The sequence below is a fragment of the Streptomyces sp. RLA131 genome (assembly GCF_056270125.1).
The window spans coordinates 8,291,313-8,307,427 of record NZ_JBWDOQ010000002.1 but is presented as its reverse complement, the minus strand read 5'-3'; the positions used below and the strand labels follow the sequence as shown (position 1 = coordinate 8,307,427).

Below are 16,115 nucleotides of genomic sequence, written 5' to 3'. Positions count from 1 at the left end.
CACCTGCAACGAGATCCGGCATCAGGCCCCGCATACAACGCCCGCCCCACCGCCGCTGATTCCGCCGCTGATTCCGCCGCAGCAACGACCCGAACACATCGACAACGAACTCCGCCGACTCACCCCGGAGCCGTTCCACCTCCCACCCAAAGATGCCCACCACCAGGCGAGATCACCCAAGGCAACGAAGCACTACCAGCTCTGGGAGTCCGGCTTCCAGTCCTGGACGAGGCGCCCGAGCAGCACCTGGTCCAGGAACTCGCCCATCACCCAGGCCGAGGAGCGCAGCACGCCCTCGCGGACGAAGCCGTTGCGCTCGGCGGAGTGCAGCATCGCGGCGTTGTCCGACAGCGTCTCGATCTGCAGCCGCTGCAAGCCGCGGACGACGAAGCCGTAGTGGCACAGCACCGCGACCACGTCGGTGCCGTAGCCCTTGCCGCGAGAGGACGGCAGCAGTCCAAGGCCGATGTGCGCGGACCGGTTGTGGTTGTCGATGTTCCACAGCACCGCGGTGCCGACCAGCGTGCCGCCGTCCAGCTCCACCACAGAGAAGGGGACGTGTCCTTGCTCCGTGTCGTCCACCACGAGCCGCGAGTCCTTCGAGCCGGGCGTGATCGGCCGCCACGGCCGGCCTTCGGCCCGCGAGGAGTTGACCACGTCGTCGTAGAGCTCAGCCCGCAGGATCGGGACGTCGTCCTCGTGCCGGGCCCTGAGCCCCACCTTGTTGCCCCTCAGCATGCGAACTTCTTATCCGACCGGGCTCGCCGACGGCAAACCAATAAGCCAACGGCATCGGCAGGCTCACGACCGCAAGGCCGACCGGCTGGTGACCAGCGCGGCGACCCGTACGTGAGGAGCCGTCATGCCCAAGACCAACACCACGCCGCTCGCTCCGATGGACCCGGACACGGCCTTCAGCGCCTTCCGCTACCACCTGGCTGTTCAGGCCCGCGACATCGACGCCGCCTGCGAGGTCCCGGACACCGAGCCGCAGCTGGACAAGCTGCTCGCGGATGTCGCCGAACGCATCATCACCCCGGTCACCGCACTGCCCGGCCCGGACCGGGAGCCGTGCGAGGACTCCTTCGCCCTGGAGGCCCCCGGACGCATCCGCCTTGGCATCCTGCGCGCTGAGGACGACGTATGCCCGGCGCCGGCACCGGGCATCACCCAGGCCATCATCCGCTTCACCGAAGAGATCCTCACCGAGGACCACGAGGACCCCGAGGACGTCGCGGACGTCGCGGACGTCCTGGAGCAGTTGGCGGCCGTCGCCGTGAACCACGGCTCCCGCTGCCCACCCCGGCCCGGGGGGGTGCACCGCACCCCCCCGGGTGTACGCGCGTTCGCGATCGCCATCGGGCGGGTGGGTCAGGCGGCCTCGTCGGGCTTGACGACGGTGTCGACGAAGTCACCGATGGCGCCGAGGGTGCGTCCCAGCTGCTCGATCTGCGGGAAGTGGCCCGCTTCGGGGATGGGCGCGAAATGGCCGTTGGGGAAGGAGTCGGCGTAGCCGCGGCCGTAGGTCAGGGGCGCGATGCCGTCCTGCTCGCCCCAGACGACCAGGACGGGCAGGGTGATCCGGTGCAGGCGGCCGCGCAGCTTCGGGTCGTAGGTGAAGCCTTCGCCTCCGTAGACGGCCATGGTCTTCTGGTTGGCGGCGGCCGCAGCCCGCTGCTGATCGCTGAAGGACGCGAAGTCGGGGCGGAAGGCCGCGTTGGCGAAGGACAGCTTGCTCACCTCGGCCGGGGCCATGGTGCGGGGGTCGAGGACCGCGTTCTTCTTCAGGTGGGCATGGATGCCGACGGCGTTGAGCAGGGTGAGGGCGCCAATGCGGCCACGGGTGTCGCGCAGGGCCATCTCGGCGGCGATCCAGCCGCCGAGCGAGTTGCCGATCACCATGACGCCGGTCAGGTCGAGGGTGTCGAGCAGGTCCAGGTAGGCCACGGCCAGGTCGGCGACGGAGTCGGCCCACTCCGGGCGGGGTGTGCCGTCGAAGCCGGGGTGGGTCGGGGCGATGGCGTACACGTGCTCGGACAGCGCGGTGGCCAGGCCGGTCATCGTGCGGGGCCCGGCGCCGCCGTGCAGCAGCAGGACGGCGCTGCCGTCGGTGTTGACGCCGTACTCCTCGATGGTGAGGGAGAGGCCGCCGGCCAGGTCGACGGTGCGGACGGTGGCGGCGGTGACGGCGGCGGCGTTGGCAGTCATGGTCTCTTTCCTTCTTCGTGAGGGCTGACTCTCATGAATATAGGCCTCTCACACGCATAGTGCAAGTTAACTCTCATCAAGAGAGTCTGCTTGCCTCAGCCCGTGACGCCGCAGGGACCACGCTCCGGCCGCCGCCGCACACTCCACCGCCACCGCCGTGCAGACCGCCGTCACGGCGCCCATCGCCCACCAGGGGACGACGGCGGGGGGGGGGGGAGCCAGCACCGAGAAGGGCGAGGGCGCAGCGCATGGCAGTGAGGTTGAGCCGGGCCACGGCGGAGCCGAGAGGGCGCCGGTGGTGACGGTCAGGAGGGATTCGGCGGGGGCGGTCATGACCGCATTCGTCCGGCTCCGTGGTGGGTCTATGCCGTCACCATCGGGGCCTCGACATCGTTCGCCAAGTGGTATTCCCACCCTTGCGGGTGGGCACCGCAGCCACCGTCGGCCTGTTCTTCGCAGTGCTGGCGATCGGCTGCGTCGTCGTCCCGGTCCTGCAGACGCTCATCGCGCCGCACGGCCGTGCTCGCCACCGGGCGGCAGCGGATGCTGGAGAACATGCTCGGGCTCTCCCCAGCCGGGGAAGACGAGCGGCCGGTGAAACGCGCGGAGGCCGACAAGTGGGCCCTCAATATGGAAGCCGCCCGGCAGTTCCACGCTCGCGAAGGCCACCTGAACGTGCCACGCAAGCACCTCGAACACATCGACGGGGACTTCGATCTTGGTCGGGGAAACGTCTGCCTGAGCGTGTGCCGCGCTGCCCGTGCTCGTCGTCCTGGGTCCTGCCGCTGCTCAGCCGCGCCGTACAGAGAACAGGCGCGCCACCACAGCCAGCACCAGCCCGACCGCGATGAGGTACAGGCCAAGACGTTCTTCGGGCACTGCCGGTGACCACACCCGCCAAGCCGACGGGGTGTAGGCGTCGGCCGCCAGGAAGGACCCGTAGATCCTGGGGGGCGCGCTGGTCTGGCCGCGCATCCACAGCAGGGCGCCTATGGCGGCGCAGGGCGCGGACATCGCGTACAGGACCGTGGCGCAGCGCGGGGCCGGTCTTTTCACGGGCCCTCCCTCGTCGTCGTTGTCGTCGTGGTCTGTGGATTCTCGCTGCCCGTGCCGGTCACTTCCGCGCCGGGGGCAGCATTACGAGTGCCCGTGCGTACAGCAGCTCTTCTACCCGCACGCCCCACGCGGGTGCTGACGGTCCAACCGGCCCCACGTCCCCCCAGCCCTGCGTACACCGCCTACGGCAGCACCGGAAGCTGAATGAAGGGCCCTTTCGGGCTTACCCCGGCAGTACCCGGGCACCACCAGCAGGGGAATTGAGCAACGGACTCTACGCTGACAGAGCCCCGCTGACGCTGAGCGCCCGCCGATCCGAAGGACCAGCCAGCGTGTCCGGCGCTGGAGAAGCTCGGCATGGTAGTTCCAGCCGGGACACACAGTTGCGGGACAGCCCTTATTTAGTCGGCCTGCAGGACGAAGAACAGGAAACACAGGAAGCGCGGCTTGGCCGCGATGGCTTCGGGGAACACTTCGCGGGCGGCTGGATCAGGCTCTGGCTCGCTGATGACCGTTATCCGGAAGCCGGCCCCGGTGAAGGCCTCGATCATCGCGTGCAGCGGCCTGTGCCAGAGACTGATCAGGGCGGTCTGACCGCCCATGGTCCACTCTTCGGTCCAGTTGGTGGTGTCGAAATACTTGTACTCGGCCTCGCGGCCGGCCTGGCGGTGCATGAGGTGGATTGCAAAGGGATGGTCGACGGACGCGATCAGCCGACCGCCGGGCTTCAGTATGCGTCGCAGCTCGGCCAGTGCCGGCCCCCAGTCCTCCAGGTAGTGCAGCACCAGGGACGCGACAACATCGTCGAACGTGTCGTCAGGGTAGGGAAGCGGGCTGCCCAGGTCGGCCACCTGCAGGTCCGCACCGTCGCCGAGCCGCCGCCGGGCCAGCTCCAGCATCCCGGCACTCGCGTCGAAGCCGCTCACGCTGGCGCCACGGGCGCGCAGCGCCGCGAACAGGGGCCCGGAGCCGCAACCGGCGTCGAGGATCCGCCGGCCGGCCACGTCCCCGGCGAGGGCCAGCGTCGCGGGCCGCTCGTAGTAGGCATTGATGAGGTTGGATTCATTTTCGGCCGTGTACCCCTCGGCGAAACTGTTGTAGTCGTTGGCCTTCGGCAGATCCACAGCCACCGCGGACGGCGAGGTGAACCCGGCGGAGCCGGCGTGCTCTTGGTGCTCGTCAGAAATCATGGTTCGGGAGACGTGTCCTGCATCGGTTCGGTTCCTGGCCGCTCCCGATCGTCCTCACATCCTTGAAGATCCAACGAGGAGGGAAAAGCGGGCTGCCACCACCCATGGGCTCGGCCGGCGTCCCGAACCAGGCCACCGCTCACAGCGGCCTGATCCATCGGTTCAGGAGGTCGACCGCTGCCAGACAACATCTCAAATCCTGGTTGCGCACGCCTCCAGAGTGGAGTCGCTTCTCGCCTTCAGATCTTGGCCCGGATGCTCCTGACTGGAGTCAGAACCAACCTGCCAACGGAGTCAGCTGTCACTGACGCAGCCACCCGCCGGTGTCGCAGAGGCTTGCCCGATGACAGCGGGGCCCCCTGCCGGTGGTACGCCGCTTCGACGGCTTCCCACCGGTCGTCGGTGAACTTCCGTCCGCACCTCACGCAGACCGGGCGGCCGGCCTCACGCTCGCGTTCTCCTCATCGGCCAGGCGCTGCTGCTCGGTCTTGTACGCGGCCGTGCGGGCCCGCTCTGCTTTGTAGTAGCGGGCGTCGGCGGGCGTCCCTGCGTGGGTTGCCGATCGCGTCCAGGAGGGGCTGGCGGCTGTTGCGGCCGAAGCGGCAGAACGCCGGTCCGGTAGGGCCGTGCTCACGCAGCAGGTCCAGCGTGGTCACCACGATCGGGATGTTCCCGTCGCAGGTGTGGTGGCCGTCGTCGTCGTTCCACTCGCCCTGCCAGAATGAGGAGAACCGCGGTGTCCACGCAACAGCCAAGCCCGTGTGCCCACGACAACCCCCTTGCAGCATGCGCTCGCTGAGCTTGAACATCCACAGCATCCTTGGTCCGACGATCCGCGAGCCGTTCAAGGCGGAATTTCACTACGCGGAGGCCGACCCACTCACTGTGCTGGTGGAACTGCATGCGGCGCAAGGCGATGTTGTGAGCTGGGTCATCTCAGAGACCTGCTCTACGACGGTACCAACGAGCCGAGCGGGCCAGGAGACGTCCGGCTGTGGCCGTCGATCTCCGGTACGCGTCGGACGATGTACATGAAGCTGGAAGCGCCCAGCATCGCCTGCACCTTCATCTGCCGGCGCAGACTCACCAAATGACCTGCCGCGGGAGAGGCGCTGGGGTCAACCCTGTTGAGAGGCGGGCCAAGGGCTGTCCCGTAATCCCCGGCGGCCGCACGACCGAGCGGGGGCACTCCCCCAGCCTTCGGCCGGGCAGGGGGACTACGGCGCCTCGCCGCGTTGCCGGATCTCCCGGACACACCCGGTATGAGGACGACCTCTCCCAGCTACCGCCGGGGGTGCCCCCACCGCCTTGCGATGCACCGCATCGGACGCCGCGCGCCGATCCACCGGGGATCACGGGACAGCCCTTAGGCCCAATGCCGTTGCCTTTGCTGTAGGCGTACTGTGCTTGGCAGTTCGTCCCGGGGGTGGTTCGGATGGCTGCGAGTGTGTCTGACTTATCGGGTCTCGGCCTGTTGACCTGGGTGTATCCGCCAGGCTTGGTGGACCGGGTGGTGACGGCGTGCGGCCGTGCCGAGCGACGTCAGCGGCTGCTTCCCGCGCGGCTGGTGGTGTACTTCGTGCTGGCGTTGGCCCTGTTCTCACCTGCCCCGTATCTGGAAGTGATGCGCCATCTCGTCGAGGGCTTGCGGGGCTCGGGGCTGCTGGGCAACTGGCGTGTTCCGGCGAAGTCCTCGCTGTTCAGGGCCCGGCAGCGGCTGGGCTCCGAGCCGCTGCGGGTGCTGTTCGCCACGACCGCGAAGCCGATGGCGACCGAGGCGACGCCCGGCGCGTTCTGGCGGGGCTTGCGGCTGCTCGCCGTCGACGGCACGTGCTGGGACGTCGCGGACAGTGAAGCCAACGAGACTGCCTTCGGACGTCCGGGCAGTGGCCGCGGGTCGGGCAGGAGCGCGTTTCCGCAAGTGCGGATGGCAGCTCTGGTGGAGATCGGCAGCCATGCGGTGCTGGACGCGGAACTGGCCGGCTGCCGCACCGGGGAAGTCACTCTGGTAGGCCGCCTGCCGCGTTCGACCGGCCCAGGTCAGCTGGTCCTGGCCGACCGTGGGTTCCTTGGCGTCCCGTTGTGGCAGGCGTTCACCGCCACCGGCGCCGACCTGCTGTGGCGGGTGCCCGCCAACCGCGTCCTGCCCGTCACCAAACAGTTCCGCGACGGGTCATGGCTCTCACACATCAGAGCGAGCGGCGGCCCGGCCCGCAAGGAGCCGGTTGTGGTCCGTGTCCTGGCCTACCGGCTCAAGGACCGGGCCGGTGAGGGTGAGACCGACGACTATCGCCTGGTCACCAGCCTGCTGGACGCCCGACGGTATCCTGCCCGGCAGCTGGCCGCGCTCTACCGCGAACGCTGGGAGATCGAGTCCGTCTTCGCCGAGATCAAAACCCATCAGCGTGGCGCACGCGTCGTGCTCAGCAGTAAAACACCCGACGGTGTTCACCAGCAGATCTGGGCACACCTGCTGGTCCACCACGCTCTGCGGGAACTCATGCTGAGAACGGCTGCCACCCGTGGCCTGGACCCTGACCGGGTCTCCTTCACCGAAACGCTGCGCTCTGCCCGGCGCAGCGTGACCGTCACGCCGGGCAGTTTTTCCCCCTGACCTCCTGGTCAGAGCACTGGTGATGCTCGAGCAGGACCTCCTGGAACGGCTCCTGCCCGTCAGACGCCTCCGCAGCCAGCCCCGCGTGGTGAAACGCAAGATGTCCAACTACCGCCTCAAGCGAACTGAACACCGTTCCTGGCCACAGCCGACCCGCACCGGACCTCAAGCGGTCCTCATCACAAGACCCCAGCCCGCAAGCCCGTAACGCAACGGCATTGGGCCTAGGTGTTCTGTCCCGGGAGGTTGTGGACGGTGAGCAGGATCTCGGTTGGGGGATCTTGAAATGGGTGAGGGCCTTCCGGTTCGGTGTGGATTGCGACGTCTACACCAACAGAAAGGCCCTCGTGTCCCACCGTAATGCACCCCTGACCGAGACCGGACGCCTGCGCCTGGCCCGCTGCGTGGTCGAGGACGGCTGGCCCCTGCGCCGGGCCGCCGAACGCTTCCAGGTCTCGCCCACCACCGCGCAGCGCTGGGCCGACCGCTACCGGCGACTCGGCGAGGCCGGGATGCGGGATCTGTCCTCCCGCCCGCACACGAGCCCGCGCCGCACCCCGACCCGCATCGAACGCCGGATCATCAAGGTCCGCATCCTGCGCCGCTGGGGCCCGGCCCGCATCGCACACCTGCTGCACCTGGTGCCCTCGACCGTGCACCGCGTCCTGACCCGCTACGGCCTGGCCCGCCTCACCCACCTGGACCGGGCCACCGGCCGTGTCATACGCCGCTACGAACGCGAGCGGCCCGGCGAACTCGTGCACGTCGACATCAAGAAGCTCGGCAACATCCCCGACGGCGGCGGACACAAGGTCCTGGGCCGCCAGGCCGGCCGCAAGAACCGCAAGAACGCCGGCTACAGCTACCTCCACACCGCCGTCGACGACCACTCCCGCCTCGCCTACAGCGAGATCCTCTCGGACGAGAAGAAGGAGACCGCCACCGGCTTCTGGACCCGCGCCCACGCGTTCTTCGCCCAGGCCGGGATCACCGTCGAGCGGGTCCTGACCGACAACGGCTCCTGCTACCGCTCACGCGACTGGCGCGACCTGCTGGCAGCAGCCCAGATCACCCACAAACGCACCCGGCCCTACCGGCCACAGACCAACGGCAAGGTCGAACGCTTCAACCGCACCCTGCTCGACGAATGGGCCTACGCCCGCCCCTACCGCTCGGAGACCGAACGCCGCGAGGCGTTCCCCGGGTGGCTGCACACCTACAATCACCACCGCGGACACACCGCGCTGAAAGGCCAACCACCCGCCAGCCGCGTCCCCAACCTCTCAGGGCAATACACCTAGGGCGCGTGTTGGAACTGGGGCAGGCCGGCGGTGTGCCGACGGAGACTGTCGACGGAATCCGCTGGCGGGTGGGAACTGGTGCCCCGTGGCGGGGTCTACCGGCGGAATACGGTCCGTGGCAGACGGTTTACGGGCTCTTCCGCTGCTGGCCGCGCGACGGTGTCTGGTCGGTGGTGCTGACCGGGCTGCGATCCCGAGCGGATGCGGCTGGGCTGATCACCTGGGAGGTCAACGTCGACTCGACGATCTGCCGGGCCCATCAGCATGACACTGGCGCCCGTCGCGACGGGCAGGCCCAGAAGGAACCGCCGAGTGGCGCGGGTGCGGGGCGATAAGGCGTATTCGTCACGCGCGAACCGTGCGCATCTACGGCGGCGTGGTATCCGCTGCACAATCCCGGAACGGGCCGACCAGGCCGGCCACCGCAGACGCCGAGGAGCGGCCGGCGGGCGACCTCCGGCCTTCGACCGTGAAGGCTACGGCTACAAGGCCCGGCACGCGATCGAGTACCAGGGCTCCGTCAAGTTCCGTGATTGCGTGGAAAGTTGGCGATCAGCCGGTAGGGGCGGATAGCAGAGCAGGCACGGGGGATCGTGATCATTGTGGTGTCGAAGCCAGATGATCACGAGGACGTCCCGTGCCTGCTGTTGCATCTTCCCCTATCCCTGCCGTGCTGGAGAAACTGGGGCCGCTGGATGCGGACCGGATCGCTGACCTGCGTCCCTACCTCGAATCGGTTCCGGATCCGCGCTCACGCCGGGGCCGGTGGTACCCGCTGACGGCGATCTTGCTGGTGTGTGCCTGCGCGGCCGTCTGCGGCGCGAAGAGCATCGACGAGCTCGCCGAGTTCGGCGAGCGGGCCACGAACTCGCTGCTGGCATCCCTCGGGGTACGCCATCACCTGCTCGGCTGGCGGCGCAGCCCCAAGCCGGTCACTCTCGGACGCGTCCTTCAGGCACTTGACGGCGACGCCCTGGACCTGGCCGACCAGCACCGCGTCACCGCGTCCGAGGAAGTGCCCGAGGCCCGATCGCGGCAGGTCATCGCCGTGGACGGCAAGGCCCTCAAGGGCTCAGCCCGTCTGGCCGCGCCGCGCCGTTATCTGCTCTCGGCGGTCACCCACGACCGCGTCGCCACGATTGCCCAGGTCGAAGTCGGTGCGAAGACCAACGAAGTGCGCCACTTCAAGCCCCTGCTGGCGCCACTCGACCTCGCCGACACCGTCGTCACCTTCGATGCCCTCCACTCGGTGAAGGCCAACATCACCTGGCTGGTCGAGACGAAGAAGGCCCACTACATCGCCGTCATCAAGACCAACCAGCCCACCGCCTACGCCCAGCTCGCCGCCCTGCCCTGGACGTCGATCAAGGTCCAGCACACCGCCTCCGCCACCGCCCACGGCCGCCGCGAGTCCCGCTCGATCAAGACCTGCGCTATCGCCGACAACCTCGGCGGCATCGCTTTCCCCCACGCCCGCCTCGCCCTCCGGGTCCACCGCCGTCGCAAGCCCACCGGTCGGCCCGAAACCCGCGAGAACGTCTACGCGGTCACCAGCCTCGCCGCCCATCAAACCCGCCCCGCCGACCTCGCCGCCGCCATTCGCGGGCACTGGGGAATCGAAAATTCCTCCCACTACATCAGAGATGTCACGTTTGCCGAGGATGCCTCGACCATTCACGCCGGCACCGCACCCCGCGCCATGGCCACCATCCGCAACCTCGCCATCGGCGCCCTGAAGATCCTCGGAGCCGACAACATCGCCAAGACCACTCGAGCCATCCGCCACGACCCCGAACGATCACTCGCCATCCTGGGCATCAGTAGCCGTTGGTGAGGCGTTGGGCGGGCAATAGTCCCTGCTCCTCGTAGTACCGCAAGGAGCGGGTGCTGACCCCGGTTGCGCTCGCGAGCTCTCCGATCCGCATATCACTGCCTCCTCACCAGGCCTTCCCGGCCCAAGGGACTTGACATTCACGTCCAATGTGAAAGTTAGCGTTGCGACCATGTGTCGGTCTGTGGCTTGGTCGGCGCCAGTCAGCCAAGCCACAGGCCGACACACCGGTGGTCGGTCAGTGACCGGGCGGGTCGAACCCGAGAGCGGCCAGGGCCTCCTCGGCGGCCTGCTGGTCCTGCTCGTAGTCGCCGCCGGAGATCCCCAGCCCCCCGATGTACCGGCCGTTCTCGATGATCGGGTAGCCGCCGCCGACGGCCAGCACACGAGGGTGGCCGCCCAGCGGCGCGATTTGCGGGTTGACGAGCAAGTCGTTCCACGTATGGGTGGGGATGCGGAAGGAGATCGCGGTCCAGGCCTTGTCGACGGCGACCTCGGCGGTGAGGAAGGGCGCGTCGTCGGCCCGATCGAACGCCTTCAGATGTCCGCCCTGGTCGGTGACGGCGACGGCCGCCGTGAAGCCGATCCGGGCAGCGGCGGTGTGTACTGCCGCGATGAGTGCGCCGGCGGCGGCCTGGGTGATTGACGAGGCGGGGGCCGACTTCTGGACTGTGACGGTGCTCATGAATGTTCCTTTATTGCTGTGCTGTGCGCGTCGGGTGGAGGGGCCGCAAGCCAGGTCACCGCAGGGGTGAGGCCGGGGTGGGGACCACGCGGGTGACGACGGACTTCTCGGAGATCAGCAGGCCGTAGACGACCGGGCCGATCTCGTTCTTCCAGCGGTCGTGCTCGTACACGGCTGTGTACAGGGCCTCGCTCTGGGCCTCGTCCTCGAACCGGCGGATCCACACGTAGCCGTCCTCGTCCTCGGCGTCGACGAAGGAGGCGGACACGTCCATGCCCAGCGAGGCCTGGAACGGGATGACCACATCCTCCATGTAGCGCACCCACTCCTCGCGGCGCCCGGGCTGCGCCTGGTAGCGGCGGATCTCGTAGTACACGGTGCTGCTCCTAACTGCTTGCAGGGAAGGTCAGTCGGTCACGGTGAGGACGACCTTGCCGCGGGTGCGGCCGGCCTCGACGTGGGCGTGGGCCGTGCCGACCTGCTCCAGCGGGAAGGTCTCCTCCACCTCGACGGCGACCTCACCGGCGTCGATCAGGCCGGCGATCGTGGTCAGCGCGGTACCGTCCGGCTCGACCAGGTACGCAGTGAGGCGCACGCCGGCTGCCTCGGCGGCCTGGGCCAGTTCCGGGGAGACACCGGCCGGGACGGCGACCAGCAGGCCGCCCGGGCGCAGGACCTTCAGCGAGCGGGTGCTGGTCTGGTCGTGGGCGTCGCCCACCAGGTCGATGACGACGTCGACGTCCTTGACGACGTCCTCGAAGTGGGTGGTGGTGTAGTCGATGGTCTCGTCGGCGCCGAGTTCCTTGAGCCAGGGGTGGCGTGCGGCGCTGGCGGTGGCGATCACGTGGGCGCCCAGGTGCCGGGCGAACTGGACCGCGAAGTGGCCCACCCCGCCGGCGGCGGCCGTGATCAGGACGCGCTGGTCGGCCTGGAGGTGGGCGGTGTCGACCACGGTCTGCCAGGCGGTCAGCGCCGCCAGCGGCACGGCGGCCGCGTGCATGTGGTCGAGGGCGGCCGGCTTGCGGGCCCACTGGCGGGCCGGGGCGGTCACGTACTCGGCGTAGCCGCCGGCGGCGCGCGGGAACCACGGCATGCCGTAGACCTCGTCGCCGACCTTCAGGGTGGTGACGCCGAAGCCGACCTCCTCGACGACACCGGACACGTCCCAGCCCAGGGTCAGCGGGAGCGTCTGCAGCCCCGCCATGCCCTGGCCCTCGCGGGTCTTCCAGTCCACCGGGTTGATCCCGGCGGCGTGCACCCGTACCAGCACCTCGGTCGGCAGCGGCTCGGGGCGCGCGACCTCCTCGACGGTCAGCACCTCCGCTCCGCCGAACTCGCTGATGGTGACTGCCCGCATGGTCTGCTCGCTCATGTTGTCCTCGCTCATGTCCGTCTCACGCTTTCTTGTGCCGGGACCGCGGTCCCGGCACAAGAAACAGTGGCGTGTGCCCGCAGAGGCGGGTGAGTGGCCGGGAGGACATCTGTCGTACCATTCCGGCCATGACGCATCGTGTTGTCGTTCTCGCCCTCGACGGAGTCCTGCCGCTGGACCTGGGCATCCCGGCCCGGGTGTTCAACGAGGCCTGTGAACCGGATGGGACCCGTCTGTACTCCGTCAGCACCTGTTCCCTCGGCGGCCGACCGGTGCGCACGCACGAGGACTACCGGATCGTCGTCGACCACGACGAGTCGGTGCTGGAGACCGCGGACACCGTCGTTCTCGCCACGCAGGAGCCCAGCGAGCAGCTGCTCGCGACCGGCGCGCTCCCCGAGGAACTCGCCGCGGCGCTGGACCGGATAGGGCCGCAAACCCGCATCGTCAGCCTGTGCACCTCGGCCTTCCTGCTCGCGGCGGCCGGTCTGCTGGACGGTCAGCGGGCCACCACGCACTGGGGGCTGTGTGACGCGCTGGCGCGGCGGTTCCCCGACGTCGAGGTCGATCCGGACGTATTGTTCGTCGACAACGGACGCATCCTGACGTCCGCCGGCGGAGCGGCCGGCATCGACCTGTGCCTGCACCTGGTCCGTCTGGACCACGGGGCGGCGGTGGCCTCGGCCGCCGCGCGGCGCTGCGTCGTGGCGCCGTGGCGCGAGGGCGGGCAGGCCCAGTTCATCGAGCACCCGGTTCCGCAGGACACCGACCGTTCCACTTCGGCGACCCGGCAGTGGGCGCTGGACCGGCTGGCCGAGCCGGTCACACTGGAGGACATGGCCCGGCACGCGCACATGAGCATGCGCACCTTCACCCGACGGTTCCGCAGTGAGGTGGGCAGCAGCCCGCTGAAGTGGCTGGCGCAGCGGCGGTTGGCGCACGCGCGCCTGCTGCTGGAGTCCACCGACCTGACCGTCGCACGGATCGCCACCGTCTGCGGCTTCGGCGATCCCGTCGCCCTGCGCAAGCAGTTCCACACGTACCTGGGCCTGTCACCACTGGCCTACCGTCGCGCTCACAGCGCACCGGAGCCGATGACGGCACGGTGACCACCCAGCCGGGTCAGGGCTGCGACAACGCCCCACCCATCACCCGGCGCGTCGAGTGGCTCCTGCTGCCCTCTACCACCACTTCAAGGGCAAAGTCCCGGACATCATGTACCGGGTTACCGAGGACATCGTCGATGACATGGACCGCGTAGGCGGCGGTGCCTCGCCGAGTACTGCAACGACACGCTGGAAGACGGTCTGGCGATCGCGCCCACGGGCTACACCGTGGGTCTGTACGGTCTTCGGCTCTGGCCCGTAGTCGGCGATGACGCCGAGTAGCCGCCTCGGTCATGATCTTGTGGTGGATATCACATTCACCGCCGCCTGGCAGCGGGCCACCCAACTGCCGGCCCTCACCTGGCGGTCGGCCACCGCCCCGACGGCACCGCAGAGGAGAGCATCGCACCACCCTCGGGCCCGTGGAACCCGACGCCCCGCAGCGTCACGCGACGGCCAGTCCCGACACGGCACGGGACATATCGGGCGACCAGCCGCTCACGACGCCGCCGTCAGCCCTTGGAAGAATCGAGGTCGACACCGCAATGATCACGAACCCCCGTGCCTGCTCTACTATCCACCCCTATCGGCCGATCGCCAACTCTCCACGCAATCACGGAACTTGACGGAGCCCTGATCGAGTACGGCATCAACCGGCTGAAGCGGAACCGGGCAGTGGCCTGCCGCTTCGAGGCCACCGTCCTCGTTGCCGCGATCAACGAATGGCTGTGACCAGTCGGAGGTATCAGCTCACAGTGATGCTTCATAAGCCTCACGGATGGTGCAGGGATACGTCCGCGGTCATTTACTAGATAACCGTTCGCACGGGCCCAGCGACGTACGGGCTCGTCCTCCGGGCGGGGATTCAGCCTACGGGCCCTGGCAGGCCCGCTCCAGTCACCCGAGGAAACTCCTTCCAGCTGATCCGCTACATCCTGGAAGAAGGCGAACAACGAGGCATATTCGCCGTCTTCGGGGAACGACCCCTTGGTCCAAGTCCCCACGGTTCCGGTGCGCGTGTTCACGAACTTTCCGAAGAAGCCGTCGCTCTCCGAAACGATCGGCACCCACTCCCTGCGCCAGGACGGGTATTCAGGGTCTCTGGACGGTTCCATCTCCTCCATGGCCATCTTGTGGAGGTGGACGCGCTCGATGTCCGTGAGACCGAGAAGGAGCCCGCCGCTGGGGACGACGCCCTGGCGCCCCAGCGCCACCAGACATGATCCGACATCAGGTTGCCTGCCGGCATCGACCCTGACCGGAGTCACCCGGCTGGCGGAGCGGTGTGGGCCAGCCTCCGCGTGGTGGCGAAAGCGTCGCGGTGCTTCTGCCGCCGCCTTCGCAGGGTGGCAACCCCTTGGTGGGGCCTTCGGCGGTCTTCAATTGTGCCGCATGAGGAGGCTGAGGCCGGTGCTGGTGGGGGTGTGCACCGCGCTGTTGCGGTGCCGGAGGGTGGTGACCAGTCCGGCCTGTCGTAGGACGGTGGCGTGTTGGCTGGCGCCGGAGGAGCCGATGCCCAGCACAGCGGCGAGTTCGGCCGTGTTGCATCCGGGATGGGTGGCGATGGCCTGGAGGACTGCGGCGCGGGTCCGGCCCAGCAGCGCGGTGAGAGCCGCGGGGGCGCTTGCGGCCGCGGACTCTGCGGGGAAGGGGGTCAGGGGGGTGGGGGGCGCACCGGTGTTGGCGGGGTAGGTCAGGAAGGGCTGGGGCTCGGCATCGGGGTCGATGACCGGTGACTCCGATCCGAACAGTGAGGGCACCAGCAGCAGCCCGCGGCCCTCCAGTCGCAGATCGCCTTGCGTGCCCGAGGCCATGGCGACTTCCAGCGTCGGCGGTGTCCAGCGGATACGCGGCGGGTACAACCCGGTCAGCAGGCGCTCGACGCCACCATGGAGGAGCTCGCGTATCCGGACGGCACGGTCGGCGGCAAGGGTGGTCACCACGTGGGGCCAGTACGGCGCCATGGCCGTCGTGTGGAGGACCTGCATGCTGTCGGCCAACTGCTGCAGCACGAGTGGGTCATCGTCCAGCCGCCGGGTCCAGGGCGGCAGTGTCCGGTGTTCCGCGAGGGCTGCCAGGGTCTGACGGATCTCTTTCGGTGAGGTCGAGCGGATCTGTTCCAGCAGATCCTCTGGGCTGCCCGGTTGCGCGCGGGCCAGGAAGTCCGGTGTCCATCCGCGCAGCGGGATCAGATCGACGGCCAGGCGCGCTTCCTGCGGTAACCGGGCAAAGGACCGCCGTCGCCATACGTCGTAGCGCACCGGCTGATTCCGGTCCTGCAGGACCCGTACCGCGTTGGTGAGTTCCAGCATCGGCCTCGGCGACTCGGCCACCCGGGTCCGGGCCAGGTCCTCGGCGGTGAAATGTATTCGGTAGACCACTGCTTCCCCCGTGCTCGATCGAGCCATGCCTGGTGATCGCCCATGATTTTTCCATCAGCCCGTGATTCAAGCCAGGTTGAAACACCTCGGCCCTTCCTGCCCGGGTGGGACAGGCTCATCGCGCAGGCAAGGCCTCTGGGCTTCTGTCCGGTGCCACGCGGCGGGATGCCAGGAACCCGAGGGTTGCGGCAGTCCGGGCGGTTGTCCCTCATCGAAGGAGAGCAATGAAGAAACCATGATCAAGTACGCCCTCGCCCCGGCGGTCGCCCCCGCGGCCCTGGCTCCGGTGGCCGCGCCCGCACAGGCCGCCGGAGGGGCTGGGACGCGACCCACTCCTCTGGGGACATCGTGGGCGCGTGGGGCGCACGGGT

17 protein-coding genes and 1 pseudogene are annotated in these 16,115 nt (G+C 68.8%); 6 read left to right on the top strand and 12 right to left on the bottom strand.

The annotated features are described in order from the left end of the window. Positions 1-192: 192 nt before the first annotated feature. The 6 genes from RWE79_RS38625 to RWE79_RS38600 all read right to left on the bottom strand — a co-directional run bounded on the left by RWE79_RS38625 (position 193) and on the right by RWE79_RS38600 (position 5,263). Positions 193-738 (bottom strand): GNAT family N-acetyltransferase, encoded by a 546-nt coding sequence (locus tag RWE79_RS38625; RefSeq protein WP_475945334.1) that lies wholly within the window; start codon positions 736-738, stop codon positions 193-195. Between the two features lie 633 nt (positions 739-1,371). Beyond that, the gene (locus RWE79_RS38620; RefSeq protein ID WP_475945332.1) at positions 1,372-2,208 is read right to left on the bottom strand and encodes an alpha/beta fold hydrolase; all 837 of its coding nucleotides are present in this window, start codon (positions 2,206-2,208) and stop codon (positions 1,372-1,374) included. A 362-nt stretch (positions 2,209-2,570) separates the two neighbouring features. Then, the gene (locus tag RWE79_RS38615) at positions 2,571-2,765 is read right to left on the bottom strand and encodes a hypothetical protein (protein WP_475945330.1); all 195 of its coding nucleotides are present in this window, start codon (positions 2,763-2,765) and stop codon (positions 2,571-2,573) included. A 232-nt stretch (positions 2,766-2,997) separates the two neighbouring features. After that, a complete protein-coding gene (locus RWE79_RS38610; protein ID WP_475945328.1) occupies positions 2,998-3,264 on the bottom strand; it encodes a hypothetical protein in 267 nt (88 codons plus the stop codon). Positions 3,265-3,665: 401 nt separating this feature from the next. Further along, positions 3,666-4,454, bottom strand: a complete 789-nt coding sequence (locus RWE79_RS38605; RefSeq protein WP_475945326.1) for a class I SAM-dependent methyltransferase — start codon at positions 4,452-4,454, stop codon at positions 3,666-3,668. Positions 4,455-4,915: 461 nt separating this feature from the next. After that, complete coding sequence (locus RWE79_RS38600; RefSeq protein WP_475946448.1) at positions 4,916-5,263, bottom strand: hypothetical protein; 348 nt, start codon at positions 5,261-5,263, stop codon at positions 4,916-4,918. On the opposite strand from RWE79_RS38600, the gene RWE79_RS38595 reads away from it, so the two are divergent. The 5 genes from RWE79_RS38595 to RWE79_RS38575 all read left to right on the top strand — a co-directional run bounded on the left by RWE79_RS38595 (position 5,216) and on the right by RWE79_RS38575 (position 10,203). Beyond that, positions 5,216-5,548, top strand: coding sequence for an SsgA family sporulation/cell division regulator (locus tag RWE79_RS38595; protein WP_475945324.1), 333 nt, complete (start codon positions 5,216-5,218; stop codon positions 5,546-5,548). The two genes, RWE79_RS38600 and RWE79_RS38595, sit on opposite strands and share 48 nt — an antisense overlap. 341 nt (positions 5,549-5,889) lie before the next feature. Then, on the top strand, positions 5,890-7,068 hold the full coding sequence (locus RWE79_RS38590) for an IS4 family transposase (protein ID WP_475938055.1): 1,179 nt from the start codon (positions 5,890-5,892) through the stop codon (positions 7,066-7,068). Positions 7,069-7,415: 347 nt separating this feature from the next. Next, a complete protein-coding gene (locus RWE79_RS38585) occupies positions 7,416-8,369 on the top strand; it encodes an IS481 family transposase (protein WP_475938463.1) in 954 nt (317 codons plus the stop codon). Continuing rightward, complete coding sequence (locus tag RWE79_RS38580; RefSeq protein WP_475945322.1) at positions 8,273-8,704, top strand: transposase; 432 nt, start codon at positions 8,273-8,275, stop codon at positions 8,702-8,704. Before RWE79_RS38585 ends, RWE79_RS38580 begins: the two co-directional genes overlap by 97 nt. A gap of 335 nt (positions 8,705-9,039) precedes the next feature. Continuing rightward, on the top strand, positions 9,040-10,203 hold the full coding sequence (locus tag RWE79_RS38575) for an ISAs1 family transposase (RefSeq protein ID WP_475945320.1): 1,164 nt from the start codon (positions 9,040-9,042) through the stop codon (positions 10,201-10,203). Here the strand turns inward: RWE79_RS38575 and RWE79_RS38570 are convergent. From RWE79_RS38570 to RWE79_RS38555, 4 genes and pseudogenes are all read right to left on the bottom strand, one after another. Next, positions 10,190-10,294, bottom strand: a pseudogene (locus RWE79_RS38570) (MerR family DNA-binding transcriptional regulator); the annotation flags it as partial. The gene RWE79_RS38575 and the pseudogene RWE79_RS38570 sit on opposite strands and share 14 nt — an antisense overlap. Before the next feature lie 144 nt (positions 10,295-10,438). Then, positions 10,439-10,885 (bottom strand): GlcG/HbpS family heme-binding protein, encoded by a 447-nt coding sequence (locus tag RWE79_RS38565; RefSeq protein ID WP_381183769.1) that lies wholly within the window; start codon positions 10,883-10,885, stop codon positions 10,439-10,441. Between the two features lie 55 nt (positions 10,886-10,940). Next, on the bottom strand, positions 10,941-11,261 hold the full coding sequence (locus RWE79_RS38560; RefSeq protein WP_475945318.1) for an NIPSNAP family protein: 321 nt from the start codon (positions 11,259-11,261) through the stop codon (positions 10,941-10,943). Between the two features lie 30 nt (positions 11,262-11,291). Next, a complete protein-coding gene (locus tag RWE79_RS38555; protein WP_475946397.1) occupies positions 11,292-12,257 on the bottom strand; it encodes an NADP-dependent oxidoreductase in 966 nt (321 codons plus the stop codon). A 128-nt stretch (positions 12,258-12,385) separates the two neighbouring features. On the opposite strand from RWE79_RS38555, the gene RWE79_RS38550 reads away from it, so the two are divergent. Then, a complete protein-coding gene (locus tag RWE79_RS38550; protein ID WP_319090939.1) occupies positions 12,386-13,366 on the top strand; it encodes a GlxA family transcriptional regulator in 981 nt (326 codons plus the stop codon). Between the two features lie 509 nt (positions 13,367-13,875). Here RWE79_RS38550 and RWE79_RS38545 read toward each other — a convergent pair. Further along, complete coding sequence (locus RWE79_RS38545) at positions 13,876-14,478, bottom strand: Lsr2 family DNA-binding protein (protein WP_475946395.1); 603 nt, start codon at positions 14,476-14,478, stop codon at positions 13,876-13,878. A gap of 264 nt (positions 14,479-14,742) precedes the next feature. Continuing rightward, positions 14,743-15,744, bottom strand: a complete 1,002-nt coding sequence (locus RWE79_RS38540; protein ID WP_475945315.1) for an ArsR/SmtB family transcription factor — start codon at positions 15,742-15,744, stop codon at positions 14,743-14,745. Positions 15,745-16,115 lie beyond the last annotated feature (371 nt).